We start from the raw sequence: 14,468 nt of genomic DNA, 5'->3' as shown, positions 1-14,468 counted from the left end.
TGCTTCCTTCTTGCTCTTGCTTACTGCGCCGTCATGCCGTCATCGGCGGTGATGATGGCGCCATTGATAAAGTGGGCTTCGTCCGCCGCCAGGAGCAGCAGCAGCCCATCGAGGTCTTCCGGCTTGCCGGGGCGCTTGCGCGGAAGCATGTCGATCAGCTTCTTGCCCTGTTCGGTGTCGAAATAGTCCTCGTTCATTTCTGTGGCGATGTAGCCGGGGCAGATGGCGTTGACGTTGATGCCGTACTTGCCCCACTCCACCGCCATCGCCTTGGTCATCTGCACCACGCCCGCCTTGCTCATGCAGTACACGCCGATCTGGGGCAGCACCCGCAAGCCGCCCACCGAGGCGATGTTGACGATGCGATGCTGCTTGCGCGGATCGCCCTTGGCGCGCGCGATCATGCGCTTGGCGGTCTGCTGGGCCACGAAGAAGGCGCCGCGCAGATTGGTGTCCATGATATAGCCGTAATCCTCCTCGGTCACGTCGAGCAGCTTCTGCGTGCTTGATACACCCGAGTTATTGACCAGGATGTCGATCGGGCCGGCCTCGGTCTCGGCGTGCGCGATCGCCGCCTTGATGCTGTCGAAATCGGTGACGTCCAGGCGCACCACGTGCGCCGCCCCGCCCTCTGCCTCGATCTCGGCGCGCAGCTCCTTGAGCCGCTCGACCCGGCGCGAGGCCAGCACCACCTGGGCGCCGGCGCCGGCCAGGGCCTTGGCGAAGCGCGCGCCCAGGCCGCTCGAGGCGCCGGTGACCATTGCAATCTTGCCTTCGTAGTTGACTTCGATCCCCACGGATGACTCCCCTCGGCAGCGCTTCTTGCGCCTTGTTGCGAAGGCATAATCATTACACAAATAGCCAGTATTAGATTGCCGCATCTAATATTGCCCGTAAAATGGCGCCCGGAGTTGCAATCGGGACCAAAAAACCGCACACTCGTGCTTAAATTTTTTTTACCTATAAAAACCATGACAGAGCCAATCAATATCCTCGAACAATACGGACCGCGTGAAGCGATGGAGTACGACGTGGTCATCGTCGGCGGCGGCCCGGCGGGCCTGTCCGCGGCGATCCGGCTCAAGCAGCTGGCCGCGGAGAAAGGCCAGGACGTATCGGTCTGCGTGCTGGAAAAAGGCAGCGAGGTCGGCGCCCATATCCTGTCGGGTGCGGTCATGGATCCGCGCGCGCTGGACGAGCTGATTCCGGACTGGAAGGAAAAAGGCGCGCCGCTGAACACTGCGGTGACCGAGGATCGCGTGCTGTTCCTGACCGAGACCAAGTCCTACGCCACCCCCTCGTTCGCGGTGCCGAAGGCGCTCACCAACCATGGCAATTACGTGATCTCGCTCGCCAACGTGGTGCGCTGGCTGGGCCAGCAGGCCGAGGCGCTGGGCGTCGAGATCTTCCCCGGCTTCCCGGCCGCCGAAATCCTGTACAACGAGGACGGCTCGGTCAAGGGCGTCGCCACCGGCAACATGGGCGTCAAGCGCGATGGCGAGCCCGGCCCCGACTTCCAGCTCGGCATGGAGCTGCACGCCAAGTACACCCTGTTCGCGGAAGGCTCGCGCGGCCACCTCGGCAAGCAGCTGATGGCGAAGTACGAGCTCAACAAGGGCAAGGACCCGCAGACCTACGGCATCGGCATCAAGGAACTGTGGGAAATCGATCCCGCCAAGCACCAGCCCGGCCTGGTGATCCACACCGCCGGCTGGCCTCTGGACAACGACACCTATGGCGGCTCCTTCCTCTACCACCTGGAGAACAACCAGGTCGCCGTGGGCTTCGTGGTGGGCCTGTCCTACCAGAACCCCTATCTCTCGCCCTACGAGGAATTCCAGCGCTACAAGACCCATCCGGCGATCCGCGGCTTCTTTGAAGGCGGCAAGCGCATCTCCTACGGCGCGCGCGCCATCACGGCCGGCGGCCTGCAGTCGCTGCCGAAGACCGTATTCCCGGGCGGCGCCCTGATCGGCTGCGACGCCGGCTTCCTGAACACCAGCCGCATCAAGGGCAGCCACGCCGCGATCAAGACCGGCATGCTGGCCGCCGACGCGGCCTTCGATGCGATCGCCGCCGGCCGCCAGGGCGACGAGCTGAGCGCCTATCCGCAGGCCTTCGAGCAATCCTGGCTGCACGAGGAACTGCACATCGCGCGCAACTTCAAGCCGTGGATGTCCAAGGGCCTGGTGATGGGCACGATCATGGTCGGCATCGACCAGATCGTATTCCGCGGCAAGGCGCCCTGGACCCTGCACCACAAGCACGCCGACCACGAGTCGCTGCGCCCGGCGTCCCAGTTCAAGCCGATCGTGTATCCGAAGCCGGACGGCAAGCTGACCTTCGACCGCCTGTCCTCGGTGTTCATCTCGAACACCAACCACAGCGAAGACCAGCCGGTGCACCTGACCCTGAAGAACGCGAGCGTGCCGGTGGACGTGAACCTCGCCAAGTATGCCGGTCCGGAGCAGCGCTACTGCCCGGCGGGGGTGTACGAGTTCGTCAAGGCCGACGATGGCCGCGACCGCCTGCAGATCAACGCCCAGAACTGCGTGCACTGCAAGACCTGCGACATCAAGGATCCGACCCAGAACATCGTCTGGGTCACGCCGGAAGGCGGCGGCGGGCCGAACTACCCGAACATGTAAGTGTCGGCGCACCCCGGGTGCGTCCGTCGACCGGCGCGTTCCGCAAGGACGCGCCGGTTTTTCATTGGCGCTACCGGCACTGCCGGCTCGCCCCTCAGAAGATGTGCTCGGCGCCGGCGGGCGGCTGGACCCAGGGATGCATCCTTTCCTCGTACACCGACACGGTCGGGGGCGGGAAAGCGGGGTCGGCGAAGGCCCCCACGGGAATGGTCAGATAGGCTTCCAGTCCCTGCGCCTCGTAATAGACGGTGGCGCCGCACTGCGGGCAAAAGTGGAAACGGGCGGTCGAGCCTTCGTCGCCGGTGCGCGCGAACACGGTCGACGCGCCGCTGACGGTGACCTTCTCGCGCGGGAAGCGGGCCTGCTGGCCGAAGGCGCTGCCAGTGCGGCGCTGGCAGGCCAGGCAATGGCAGATCGATACGCGTACCGGTTCGCCCGCCACGCGGGCGCTGAGCTGGCCACAGCTGCAGCTTGCTAATCGAATGCTCACTTGTCCTCCATCAGTGCGGAATCGGCGCTCAGCCGCCTCAGCTTGCTGTGCGCGGTGATGCGCGAGACTCCAGTGTACGAACAACACGACACCTGCGACAAGCGGCGTCTCGGCAAGCGACGTAATACGCCCCCTCGATTCGCATTTCCGCGCCGTTCGTCCGCCAAGGCATCTACACTGGTCCGGCCATGCTTTCATCAGGAGGCCGTTGTGGCGGATCGAGCGATCGTATTGGGAATCAACCGGACGCGGGATGCCAGCGCCTGCCTCATGCGTGGCTCCGAGCCGCCCTGGGCAGTCCCGACTGAGCGCCCGACGCGCCGCAATGGCCATTTAGGAGGGGTCGGCGACGTGGGCGACCTCTGCGAGCTGCAGCTGCCCGGGAAGGACGGGCTGGTCGACATCCCTGCCGGCAGCCATGAGGCCGCGACCAGCTCAAGCCCGTCGAGCAGGCACGATCCATTTCCTCTCGCCGGACGCGATCGCTCGATCGATGTGAATACCAATGAGTATCGCTGACCTGTCCGTCATGCGTAGCATCCTGGTCTTCCGCGCCTTGCAGCTCGGCGACATGCTCTGCGCCGTCCCGGCATTGAGGGCGCTGCGAGGCGCGGCCCCGCGGGCGCGCATCACCCTCGCCGGCCTGCCCTGGGCCGAGCAGTTCGCGCAGCGCTTCCCTTGCTACCTGGACGGATTCCTCGCCTTCCCCGGCGACGAAGCGCTTCCGGAGCAGGCGATACAAGCCGACAGGAAGGACGGCTTCGCGTCCAGCCTGCGCGACTTGGGCCCGGAGCTCGCGATCCAGATGCACGGCGATGGCTCGCGCACGAACGCCATCGTCGCCGGCTTCGGCGCGCCCAATTGTGCCGGCTTCTTTCCGTCGGGTGGCTCGCCACCCGTAGCCTGGGCAGGCCTGCCCTGGCCCGACCATGGGCCGGAGCCGGAGCGCTTGCTCAAACTGACGGATTGCCTCGGTGTAGCGCGACAAGGAACGCAGCTGGAGTTCCCAGTGCAGCAGACAGACCTCGCCGAGTTGCGGGCGTCCGGCCTGGCCGAGGGAATCGTTTCGGGAAGCTATTTCTGCGTGCACCCCGGCGCGCGTAGCCGTGACAAATGCTGGCCAGCGAAGTGCTTTGCGGCGGCCGCGGACCATGTCGCGCTGCGCTGGGGCTTGACGCCTGTCTTGACGGGCGCCGCCAATGAAGCCGAGCTTGCGCGCGAGGTGGCAAGCCAGATGCGCACGCCAGCGCGGGTGGCGGCCGGACCGATTTCGGTGGGGGCCATGGCCGCGCTGATGCAAGGTGCGCGCCTGTTAATCTGCAACGACACCGGCGTATCGCACATCGCGGCCGGCCTGAGGCTGCCAAGCGTCGTGGTGTTCAGCAAGGCCGATATACGACGCTGGGCGCCCGCCGACGCTTCGCTGCACCGATGCCTGTGGGATCCAGCAGGCGTCCGCATCGCCGACGTGATGGCGCAGTCGGACAGCCTGATGGCGGGTGCCGCACCGCCTCCGGCCTACTAGCCGCTCGCCCGGGCAGCTATCTATCCGCCCTTGTTTGGGTAGCCTTCGACACAGCGCCGCATGACGCTTCCTCGAAAACCGAGAGGGCAAGCCCGGTCACCTCCGCGGCGCCGACTTCGTCCACGAAGGACACCATGTGCCCGCAATGCCGGCGCAGGTTCTCCGCGCCACATAGCGGGCAATGCACGCGCGCCGACACGGCCGGCGCCAGGCGCTGGGGCCAAAGGGTGCCCGAGCCGGCCAGGTTGGTGAACCAGAAGACCCCGACCGCCGGCTTGCCCAGGGCCAGGGCCAGGTGCAGCGGCCCGGTGTCGTTGGCGACGATCAGGTGGGCGCGCTCCAGCAGGCCGCACAGCGCCGGCAGGGAGAGTTCGCCCTGCAGCGGCGTCGGCGGCGTGCGCATGTGGCGGGCCACTGCCTGCACCACGGCGTGGTCGGCGCCGTCACCCGAGAGCACGACGCGTGCGCCCCTGGCGGCGAGCGCGTCCGCGACTTCGGCGAAACGCTCGGGCGCCCAGCGCCGCCGCGCATCGCTCGACCCCGGGTGCAGGACCACGATGCGCTCGTCCGCCACCAGCGGCAGCGCCTGCGCAGCCAGCGCGCGGTCGGCGGCGGTGGTGACGAGTGCGCGCTCCGGGATGCATGGCGGCGCGCCCGCCAGCGCGGCCACCTGCAGCAGCATCAGGCTGTGGTTGGCATGCGGCCGGTGGGCGATCCAGCGATCCGGACGCGGCGCCCCGGACGCGGCCGCGCCCACGCTGACGCGCGCGCCCAGGGCCTGGATGAAGGGATTCGAGTAGCGCCCTCCTCCGTACATCTGGCAGGCCAGGTCGAAGCGGCGCGCACGCAGGCGCTCCAGGAAGGCGCGGGCCTGGGCGTCGGGTTCGCTGTCCGGTGGCGCGCCCATGCCGGGGTAAGGCGGCATCGCCACCACCTCGTCGACCGGCACCGGACGTCCTGCCAGGAAGGCCGCCTGCCAGGGCTTGCCGAGCAGGGTGAGCCGGGCCCGCGGGTAGGCCAGCCGGAGCGCATGCAGGGCCGGCAGCGCGAACATGAAATCGCCGATCGCAGCCGGGCCCAGCACGGCGATGCCTTCGACGCCCGGAACCAGGCCATGCGCCGCGGGCTTCATGCCTGCTCCTGTCGGCGCGGCGTCCACAGCACGCGCGGCGCGTCGCATTCGCGCAGCGGCACCGTGGTGGGCAACTCCATGTGGTAGGCGCCCGAGGGGATGATGGCGCAACCGCCGAAGCGCGCCATCACCCGCAATTGGGCCAGCACGTCCTCGCCGCAATGCTGCGCCGGCAGCGCACGCCAGAATCCGAAGCCGCCGGCCTCGCGCAGCTTGGCGCTGTCGTAGAGCACGCAGCCGCCGACCCAGGCCACGCGATAGGGCAAGGCGGCGTAGCGCGCCAGGCCGAGCCGCGTCTGCAGGTGGTAGAGGTTGGCGGCGCTGTGCAGGTGGTGGCGCGCCCAGGCCGGGCCATCGGGCTCCACCACCTCGGGCTCGACCTTTCCTTCCCAGAATTCGATCGCTTCTTCCTGCGGCCGCTGGCTGGCCAGGTGGCTCAGGCCGTGCACGGCGCTGCCCACGAAGCCGCAGCCGTGCGCGCGGATCACGCGCAGCAGGCGCGCGACGAGCTCGGGCTCGATCAGGACATCGTCGTCCAGGAACAGGACGTAGGGTGTGCTCGCCTGCGACAGCAGGAAGTCGCGCTGCTCGGCCAGCCCGCGCCGCGGCAGGTGGCGCAGGCACCGCGCCTCGCGCCCGAGCGCGCCCAGCATGCGCAGCACGGCCGCGACCTCCGGGCGCTCGAAGGCAGCCTCGTCGCCCTGGTCGGAGATCACGAGCTGGAGGCGCGGGTGAGACTGGGCCGCGACGGTGGCGAGCGTGGCGGCCAGCGCGGCGGGCCGGCCGCAAGTGGGGACGAGCACGGTGACGGCGTCCATCAACCCTCCCCCGCCCTGGCGCCTTCCGTGGAACGCTGGCCCGACAGATAGGGGTTCAGCGCGGCGTCGTTGTACATCTTGAACTGGCGATAGACCTTGAAATAGACGCTCCCTTCCGCCGCGCCGCACAGCAGGGTGTCGAGGCAGGCGGCGAGGTCGGCGCGCTGCAGGCGCAGGCGCGCCAGCTTGGCCTCGCAGGCGGCGACGTGTTCGTCGCCGACGTCCTTGCGCCGCGTCTGCGCCTGCATGTGATGGATCTTGAGCGCCAGGATGGATAGGCGGTCGATCATGGCGCCGGCCGTCTCGCTGTGCAGGCGCGCACCGGGACCGGGCTCGACGTCGGCCAGCCGGGCCAGGAGCGCCTCGTCCACCGCCTCGACCGCGTCGTTGCGGCGCTGGTTGAAGTCGTCGATGCGGCGCTTGTTCGCGGCGATCTCGGCGGCGGGGACGTCACGCCGGCGCGCCTTGTCTTCCTCGTCCCACAGCAGGCCGTTGCAACGGTGGTTGGCGGCGATGGCGCCCCAGGGTGCGGTCGCGGGCCAGCCCGGTTCGCTCTCGCCCAAGGCCCGCTCGTGCAGCCGCAACAGCATGGATACGTCCAGCAGCGGATTCATCCTGCCTCCCGTGGATAGGTTCGTCGACGCACTGCGCCTTTGCGCGCATTGCCGAGGTATAGACCTGTGTAAATTCGGCGCAGTTCCGTCCAACCGTGTGCGCGTGGCCAAACGCGATGCGCCACACTGTGCTCAAAGTAGCGGGCAAGGAGGGGCGATGGAAGCGAATGGAGCCGAACACGGCAGCACGCGGCTGTCGATGCAGGGAGTCGGCGCCGAGCTCTGGGCACTGGCCAAACAGTACCGGGGAGCGGTGGTCGCGGCCCTGGCCTGCCTGATCCTGGCCAAGCTCGCGACGGTGCTGGTTCCCCTGGTCCTCAAGCGCATCATCGAGATGCTGGGCCATCCCGAGACCCTGGCTGCGGTGCCGGTGGGGCTGCTGGCGGGCTATGCCCTGCTGCGTTTCGCGAGCACCCTGTTCAACGAGCTGCGCGACCTGCTGTTCGCCCCGCTCGCCCAGCACACGGTCTCGCACTACGCGCAGCGCACCTTCGCCCACCTGCACCAGCTGGGCGCGCGCTTCCACAGCCAGCGCCAGCTGGGCGGGCTGCTGCCCGACATCGACCGCGGCACCAGCGGCCTGTCCTTCCTGCTGGGGACGGGCGTGTTCACCCTGTTCCCGCCCCTGCTCGAGATCGCGCTGGTGCTGGGCATCGTGCTGGCGAACTTCAGCGCCCGGTTCGCGCTGATCATTGCCGCCACCTTCGTGGCCTATGGCGCCTACACCCTGTTCGTCACTTCCCGCCGCACCACCTACCAGCGCCGCGTGAACAAGCTCGACTCGAGCGCCAAGACCCGGCTGGCGGACAGCCTGATCAACTACGAGACGGTCAAGTACTTCGCCAACGAGAAGGTCGAGGAGGAGCGCTTCGCCGCCATCATGGACGAGTGGCGCCGCGCCGCCATGCGCAACCAGCGCGCCCTGTTCGTGCTGCACGTGGGCCAGAGCGCGATCATCGCGGTCGGCGTGGGCGCGATCATGCTGCTCGCAGGGCAGCAGGTGGCGCAGCGGCAAATGACCGTGGGCGACCTGGTCATGATCAACGCCTATGTGCTGCAGGTGTGCCTGCCGCTCAACTCGCTCGGCTTCGTGTATCGCGAGGTGCGCGACGCCTGGGTGAACGTGGAGCGCCTGTTCGGCCTGTTGCAGGAGAAGCCCGAGATACAGACCCCGCCCGGGCAGCCCGATCTTCCGCCCGGCAGCGGCGACATCGTGTTCGAGGACGTCAGCTTCGCCTACGAGCCGGCCCGTCCCTTGCTGCAGGACGTGAGCCTGCGCATCCCCGCCGGCAAGACCATCGCGGTGGTAGGCAGCAGCGGCTCGGGCAAGTCGACCTTGGCGCGGCTGCTGTTGCGTTTCTACGACCCCACCGAGGGCATCGTCAGCATCGACGGCCACGACCTGCGCACGGTCACGCCGCATAGCGTGCGCCGTCGCATCGGCGTCGTGCCGCAAGATACGGTGCTGTTCAACGAGACGATCGCCTACAACATCGGCTATGGCCGGGTCGGCGCGACGCGCGAGGAAATCGTCGCGGCCGCGCGCGCCGCCCACCTCGACGACTTCATCCGTTCGCTGCCCGAGGGTTACGACACCATGGTCGGCGAACGCGGCGTGAAGCTGTCGGGAGGCGAGCGCCAGCGAATCGCGATTGCCCGTATCGTCCTGAAGGCGCCGCCGATCCTGGTGCTGGACGAAGCGACCTCGGCCCTGGATGCCCGCTCGGAACGCGCCATCCAGGCGGAGTTCGAGCGACTGGGCGAACGGCGCACGGTGCTGGTGATCGCGCACCGCCTGAGCACCGTGGTGACGGCGGACGAGATCATCGTGCTGGAGCGTGGACGCATCACCGAGCGAGGCGCGCACGAGGCCTTGCTCGAACAGGGAGGGCTCTATGCCCGCCTGTGGGAACTGCAGCAGCGCGCCGATGACGTAGGCCAGGGCGCTGCGGCCTGAGCGGGCAATGGACGATGGGGGGGCGACATGGACGGCGGAGTTGCGGGCGGCGGCAAGGGAGGCGGGGCCGGCATGCGGCCGCTGCGCATCCTTACCTGGCATACCCACGGCAGCTACCTGTATTACCTGACGCAGGTGCCGCATACCTTCTACGTGGTGTCGCGGCCCGGACGGCCGTCCGGCTACGGCGGGCGCCACGGCCATTTTCCCTGGGGCGACAACGTGATCGACCTGCCCGCCGAACAGGTGCGCGACACCGAACTCGACTGTATCCTCTACCAGGATGACCACCAGTATCTCGAAGATCGTTTGACCCTGCTGAATGATGCCCAGCGCAAGCTGCCGGCGATCTACCTCGAACACGATCCGCCGCGCGCCCACCCGACCGACACCCGGCACCTGGTCGACGACCCGACGCTGCTGCTGGTGCACGTTACCCCCTTCAATGAGCTGATGTGGGACAACAACCGCACGCCCACCTGCGTCATCGAGCACGGCGTCACCGAAACGCCCGGCGTCCACTACCGCGGCGGCAAGGAACGCGGGCTGGTCGTGGTCAACCATCTGGGCAGGCGTGGACGACGGCTCGGCGCCGACCTGTTCGAGCGGGTGCGCAAGGTCGTGCCGCTGGACCTGGTCGGCATGGGCGCCGAGGGTCCCGCCGGACTCGGAGAAGTGACCCACGCGCAGCTGCCTGCGTTCATGGCCGACTACCGCTTCTACTTTCATCCTGTGCGCTACACCAGCATGGGCCTGTCCGCGATCGAGGCCATGCTGGCGGGCGTGCCGGTGGTGGGCCTGGCCACGACCGAGCTGGCGACCGTGATCGAGAACGGGCGCTCGGGCTACGTCGACACCCGCCTGGACGCCCTGGTTTGCGGCATGCGTCACCTGCTGCGCGACCACGGCCTGGCGCGCCGCCTCGGCCAGGGCGCCCGCGCGCGGGCGCGCGCACGCTTCGGCATCGGCCGCTTCGTCGCCGACTGGCAGGCCGCGCTGGCGCGCGTGACCGGCGCGCCGATGCCGCACGGCTTTGTGCGGCAAGCCCCCATCGCCGGCCCTCACCTCTCGCAGCGGAGCACGCCATGTTGAGCATCGCCCTGATCAGCGAACACGCCTCGCCATTGGCGCCGCCGGGCGGCATCGACAGCGGCGGCCAGAACGTCTACGTGGCCCATCTGGCGCGCCAGCTCGCGGCCCTCGGGCACCGGGTCGACGTGTTCACGCGTCGCGACGCGCCCGAACGGCCGCCCTGCGAGAACCTGGGCGACGGGGTGCGGGTGGTGCACGTGCCTGCCGGTCCTCCCTGTTTCGTGCCCAAGGAGAAGCTGCTCACCTACATGGACGACTTCGCGCGCCATACGATCGCCTTCATGCGCGCCCAGGACCTGGCCCATGACCTGGTGCACGCGAACTTCTTCATGTCCGGGGTGGTGGCCCAGCACGTCAAGGGCGCACTCGGCATCCCCTTCGTCATCACCTTCCACGCCCTGGGCCTGGTGCGGCGGCGCGAACAGGGCACGGCGGACGGCTTCCCGGCGCTGCGCCCGGCCATTGAGCGCAGCCTGATGCGCGAGGCCGAACGCATCGTCGCCGAATGCCCGCAAGACAGGGAGGACATGCTCAGCCTCTACGAAGCCGAAGCCGAGCGCATCGAGATCGTGCCTTGCGGCTTCGATCCGGACGAGCTGTGGCCGGTGCGTGCGGCCGCCCGCCGCCGCCTCGGCCTGCGCGATGACGAGTTCGCGGTGTTGCAACTGGGGAGGATCGTGCCGCGCAAGGGCATCGACAACGTGATCTCCGGCGTGGCGGCCCTGCGCGACGCCTACGGCCTGCGCGCGCGCCTGCTGGTGGCGGGCGGGCCGCCCAGGTTCGACGACGGTCCCGAGGCGGCGGAACTGGCGCGCCTGCGCGCCCTGACTGCGGAACTTGGCTTGCGCGAGCAGGTCATATTTACGGGCCCGGTGCCGCGTGCCGAACTGCGCGAGTTCTACAGCGCGGCCGACGTCTTCGTCACCACTCCGTGGTACGAGCCCTTCGGCATCACGCCACTCGAGGCCATGGCCTGCGCCACCCCGGTGGTCGGGGCCGACGTGGGCGGCATCCGCAGCACCGTGGTCGATGGCCGTACCGGATACCTGGTGCCGCCGCGCGCGCCCGGCGCGCTGGCCGAACGCCTGGCCGACCTGGCGCGCCATCCCAGGCGAGCGCGTCGGCTCGGGCTGGCCGGCTTGCGGCGCGTGCACGACGGCTATACCTGGCGCAGCGTGGCCGAGCGCATGTGCGGCGTGTATGCGCGGGCCGTGTGGCGCGCCGATGCCCAGGGCCTGCCGGGCCAGGGCCAGGGCCTGCCCTCGGGCGGGGCGCTCAGCAAACAACATTGAAAGGACGCACCATGCAGGCCGACAGCAAGGCAGCGAGCAAGGAAGCGCGCCGGGAACTCAAGGACAAGGTGGCGCTGGTGACGGGCGGCGCGAGCGGCCTGGGCGCGGCGCTGTGCGCGGCGCTCGCCGAGGCGGGCGCGCGGGTGGTGGTGGCGGACGTCCACGAAGACCGGGCCGCCGATCATGCCGGCAGCCTGCGCGCCGCGGGCGGCCAGGCCGGGCACGCCCTGCTCGACGTGCGCGACCCGCAGGCCGGCGCGGTGCTGGTGGAGCGCATCGTGGCCCGCGACGGCCGGCTCGACATCCTGGTCAACAATGCCGGCACCGACTCCACCCGCCCCTGCACCGAGCTCTCGCCCGACGAATGGCGACGCATCGTCGACACCAACCTGAACGGTCCCTTCTACCTGGCGCGCGCGGCGATCGCGCCGATGCGCGCGGCGGGGGGCGGCCACATCGTCAACATCACCTCGACCGCCGCCAAGCGCGCCTGGCCCAACGCGGCCGCCTACCATGCCAGCAAATGGGGGCTGCTCGGCCTGTCGCATGCGCTGCACGCGGAGCTGCGAGCCGAAGGCATCAAGGTGACGGCGGTGGTGGCGGGCGGGATGCGCACGCCCTTCCTGCTCGACCGCTTTCCCGAGCTCGATCCCGGCCTGCTGCAAGACCCGGCCGACGTGGCGCGCGCCATCCTTCCTGTCCTGTGCATGCCGGCCGGATCGGTCATCCCGGAGCTGACGGTGCTCCCCATGCGCGAGACCTCCTGGCCATGATGCCGGCCTCTGCTCCCAGCCCGGCGCCGGGCGCGCGCCGCAGCGCGGTCTTCCTCGACAAGGATGGCACCTTGCTCGAAGACCTGCCCTACAACCTCGATCCGGCGCGCATGCTGCTGGCGCCGGGCGCCGCCCCGGCCCTGCGGCGCCTGGCGCGCCTGGGCTACCGGCTGTTCGTGGTCAGCAACCAGGCGGGCCTCGCCCTCGGCCGTTTCGACACGACGGCGCTGCACCGTTCCTGGCGCCACCTGCGCGCCCTGCTGGCGGGCGAAGGCGTGCGCCTGGACGGCTTCTATTATTGCCCCCACCACCCCGACGGAACGGTCCCCGCCCTCGCCACGGCCTGCACCTGCCGCAAGCCGGCGCCGGGCCTGCTGCGGCGGGCGGCGCTGGAGCACCGGATCGACCTGCCCTCTTCCTGGATGGTGGGCGACATCCTCGACGACGTCGAGGCCGGCAGGCGCGCCGGCTGCCGCACGGTGCTGCTCGACGTGGGCAACGAGACCGAATGGCTGCGGTCGCGCTGGCGCTGGCCCGACATCGTGGCCGGCGGGTTCTTCGAAGGGGCCGGGGCGATTCCGGCTCCCGGCCTGGCGGCGGCGCCGGCGCATCCGGGAGAGCGGCCATGAACGCGCCGCGCTGGAACGAGGCCCGCAACATCCTGTGCGTGCGCCTCGACAATCTCGGCGACGTGCTGATGTGCACGCCCGCCTTCCGCGCCCTCAAGGAAAGCCTGCCGGGGCGGCGCCTGACCCTGCTGACCTCGTCCGCAGGCGCGCTCCTGCGCGACCACCTTCCCGAGCTGGACGAAGTCATCGACTACGCGGCGCCCTGGGTCAGGCAGGCTGCGGGCCAGGCGGACGCACCGGAGATCGCGGCACGGCTGCGCGCGCGGCGCTTCGACGGCGCCGTGATCTTCACCTGCTTCAGCCAGAGTCCGCTGCCCGCCGCCCTGCTCCTCCACCAGGCCGGCATTCCGCTGCGCCTGGCGCATTGCCGCGAGAACCCCTACGCCCTGCTCACCGACTGGGTGAAGGAGACCGAGCCCGCCGAGGGCATCCGCCACGAGGTCAGGCGCCAGCTCGACCTGGTCGCCCAGGTCGGCGCGCGCAGCGACAACGAGGCCCTGTCCTTCCGGCTGCACGGAGCCGACATCGCCGCCGTGCGCGCCCGGCTGGCGGCACACGGCGTCAGCCAGCCCTTCGTGCTGATGCACCCGGGCGCCAGCGCCGCCTCGCGCCGCTGGCCGGCGCGCCACTGGTCGCGCGCCGTCGAGCTGGTCTACCATGAGCTCGGCCACCAGGTCGTGCTCACCGGTGTGGCCAGCGAGGCGGAGCTGGTGCGCGACATCCTGACCCAGGCCCAGGTGCCGCCGGGGGCGGCGCTGCCGCTGGCGGGGGCACTGAGCCTGGGCGAACTGGGCGCGGCTATCGCCCTGGCCATGGTCGTGCTGTCGAATAATTCCGGGCCGGCCCACCTCAGCGCCGCGCTGGGCACGCCGATCGTCGACCTGTATGCCCAGACCAATCCCCAGCACACGCCCTGGCAGGTGCCGCAACGCGTGCTGTTTCACGATGTCCCCTGCCGAAACTGCTTCCGCAGCGAGTGCCCCGAGGGCCACCATGCCTGCCTGGAGCGCGTGGAGCCGGAACAGGCCGTGGCCGCGATCCGCGAACTGGTCGAGGAAGGCGGCGATCCTTTCGGCTTCAGCGCCCCGGCGCAGCAGGCGGTGGTGATACCGCTGCACGAGGCCCGCTGAGATGTCCGCACTGCCACGGCGTGGCGGAGCGCTCTCGCGCTCGAGTTGAGCGCGCGACGGCGATCCTGTGGCCTTGGCCTCGTGCCCTGCGATCCTGTGGCCCCGGCCTCGCGCCCGGCGATCCTGTGGCCCCTGCCTCACACCCGGCCATCCTAGGACCTGCCTTGCCCGGCGATCCTCGGGCCGGCACCACGCGGCGATCCACGGGCCTGCCGCGCCCGGCGATCTACGGGCCGGCCGCGTGCCTCGCGCTGCCGAGCCCGCGGCTGCCGCCGCAACGGCTGACTTTGTCCGAACGGTCCTACGGAAGCGGCGTCTTCGCGCCGATTGCCCGGTATCGCTGGAGGACTACCATGGGCACTTTCCAT

General features: G+C 69.6%; 14 protein-coding genes. 9 read left to right on the top strand and 5 right to left on the bottom strand.

Features of this window, described 5'->3' with window-relative positions:
- Nucleotides 1–20 precede the first annotated feature (20 nt).
- Complete coding sequence (locus B0920_RS03710) at nucleotides 21–797, bottom strand: SDR family oxidoreductase (RefSeq protein ID WP_078031214.1); 777 nt, start codon at nucleotides 795–797, stop codon at nucleotides 21–23.
- Between the two features lie 174 nt (nucleotides 798–971).
- Here B0920_RS03710 and B0920_RS03705 point away from each other — a divergent pair, with 174 nt between their 5' ends.
- Nucleotides 972–2,648: an electron transfer flavoprotein-ubiquinone oxidoreductase gene (locus B0920_RS03705; protein ID WP_179119086.1), complete on the top strand. Its 1,677-nt coding sequence runs from the start codon at nucleotides 972–974 to the stop codon at nucleotides 2,646–2,648.
- Nucleotides 2,649–2,742: 94 nt separating this feature from the next.
- On the opposite strand, the gene B0920_RS03700 is transcribed toward B0920_RS03705, so the two are convergent.
- Nucleotides 2,743–3,138 (bottom strand): GFA family protein, encoded by a 396-nt coding sequence (locus B0920_RS03700; protein WP_143745635.1) that lies wholly within the window; start codon nucleotides 3,136–3,138, stop codon nucleotides 2,743–2,745.
- Here B0920_RS03700 and B0920_RS25425 point away from each other — a divergent pair, their 5' ends adjacent.
- Both B0920_RS25425 and B0920_RS03695 read left to right on the top strand, forming a co-directional pair.
- A complete protein-coding gene (locus B0920_RS25425) occupies nucleotides 3,139–3,657 on the top strand; it encodes a hypothetical protein (protein ID WP_143745634.1) in 519 nt (172 codons plus the stop codon). It abuts the gene before it with no gap.
- On the top strand, nucleotides 3,644–4,663 hold the full coding sequence (locus B0920_RS03695; RefSeq protein WP_078031212.1) for a glycosyltransferase family 9 protein: 1,020 nt from the start codon (nucleotides 3,644–3,646) through the stop codon (nucleotides 4,661–4,663). Before B0920_RS25425 ends, B0920_RS03695 begins: the two co-directional genes overlap by 14 nt.
- Before the next feature lie 16 nt (nucleotides 4,664–4,679).
- Here B0920_RS03695 and B0920_RS03690 read toward each other — a convergent pair whose 3' ends face one another.
- From B0920_RS03690 to B0920_RS26210, 3 genes are read right to left on the bottom strand one after another with little or no spacing between them, the layout of a single operon-like run.
- Nucleotides 4,680–5,795: a glycosyltransferase family 9 protein gene (locus B0920_RS03690; RefSeq protein WP_078031211.1), complete on the bottom strand. Its 1,116-nt coding sequence runs from the start codon at nucleotides 5,793–5,795 to the stop codon at nucleotides 4,680–4,682.
- Nucleotides 5,792–6,613, bottom strand: coding sequence for a glycosyltransferase (locus B0920_RS26215; RefSeq protein ID WP_078031210.1), 822 nt, complete (start codon nucleotides 6,611–6,613; stop codon nucleotides 5,792–5,794). Before B0920_RS26215 ends, B0920_RS03690 begins: the two co-directional genes overlap by 4 nt.
- A complete protein-coding gene (locus tag B0920_RS26210; protein WP_078031209.1) occupies nucleotides 6,613–7,227 on the bottom strand; it encodes a DUF4254 domain-containing protein in 615 nt (204 codons plus the stop codon). Before B0920_RS26210 ends, B0920_RS26215 begins: the two co-directional genes overlap by 1 nt.
- A gap of 157 nt (nucleotides 7,228–7,384) precedes the next feature.
- On the opposite strand from B0920_RS26210, the gene B0920_RS03675 reads away from it, so the two are divergent.
- Genes B0920_RS03675 through waaF form a run of 6 tightly spaced genes read left to right on the top strand, consistent with a single transcriptional unit; the run spans nucleotide 7,385 to nucleotide 14,100 of the window.
- Nucleotides 7,385–9,184: an ABC transporter ATP-binding protein/permease gene (locus tag B0920_RS03675; protein WP_078031208.1), complete on the top strand. Its 1,800-nt coding sequence runs from the start codon at nucleotides 7,385–7,387 to the stop codon at nucleotides 9,182–9,184.
- A 27-nt stretch (nucleotides 9,185–9,211) separates the two neighbouring features.
- Nucleotides 9,212–10,276, top strand: a complete 1,065-nt coding sequence (locus B0920_RS03670; protein WP_229455159.1) for a glycosyltransferase — start codon at nucleotides 9,212–9,214, stop codon at nucleotides 10,274–10,276.
- On the top strand, nucleotides 10,270–11,568 hold the full coding sequence (locus B0920_RS03665; RefSeq protein WP_078031207.1) for a glycosyltransferase family 1 protein: 1,299 nt from the start codon (nucleotides 10,270–10,272) through the stop codon (nucleotides 11,566–11,568). The genes B0920_RS03670 and B0920_RS03665 overlap by 7 nt, the downstream gene beginning before the upstream one ends.
- A gap of 11 nt (nucleotides 11,569–11,579) precedes the next feature.
- Entirely contained in the window at nucleotides 11,580–12,341 is a 762-nt protein-coding gene (locus B0920_RS03660; RefSeq protein ID WP_078031206.1) for an SDR family oxidoreductase, read from the top strand.
- Nucleotides 12,338–12,970 (top strand): HAD-IIIA family hydrolase, encoded by a 633-nt coding sequence (locus B0920_RS03655; RefSeq protein ID WP_229455157.1) that lies wholly within the window; start codon nucleotides 12,338–12,340, stop codon nucleotides 12,968–12,970. The genes B0920_RS03660 and B0920_RS03655 overlap by 4 nt, the downstream gene beginning before the upstream one ends.
- Nucleotides 12,967–14,100 (top strand): lipopolysaccharide heptosyltransferase II, encoded by a 1,134-nt coding sequence (waaF, locus tag B0920_RS03650; protein WP_078031205.1) that lies wholly within the window; start codon nucleotides 12,967–12,969, stop codon nucleotides 14,098–14,100. Before B0920_RS03655 ends, waaF begins: the two co-directional genes overlap by 4 nt.
- The last annotated feature ends 368 nt before the right edge of the window (nucleotides 14,101–14,468 follow it).

Source organism: Massilia sp. KIM, from assembly GCF_002007115.1.
In the GTDB taxonomy this organism is placed as follows: domain Bacteria; phylum Pseudomonadota; class Gammaproteobacteria; order Burkholderiales; family Burkholderiaceae_D; genus Telluria.
Note: the sequence above shows the minus strand (reverse complement) of the source record. Positions and strands in the feature narration are given on the sequence as shown.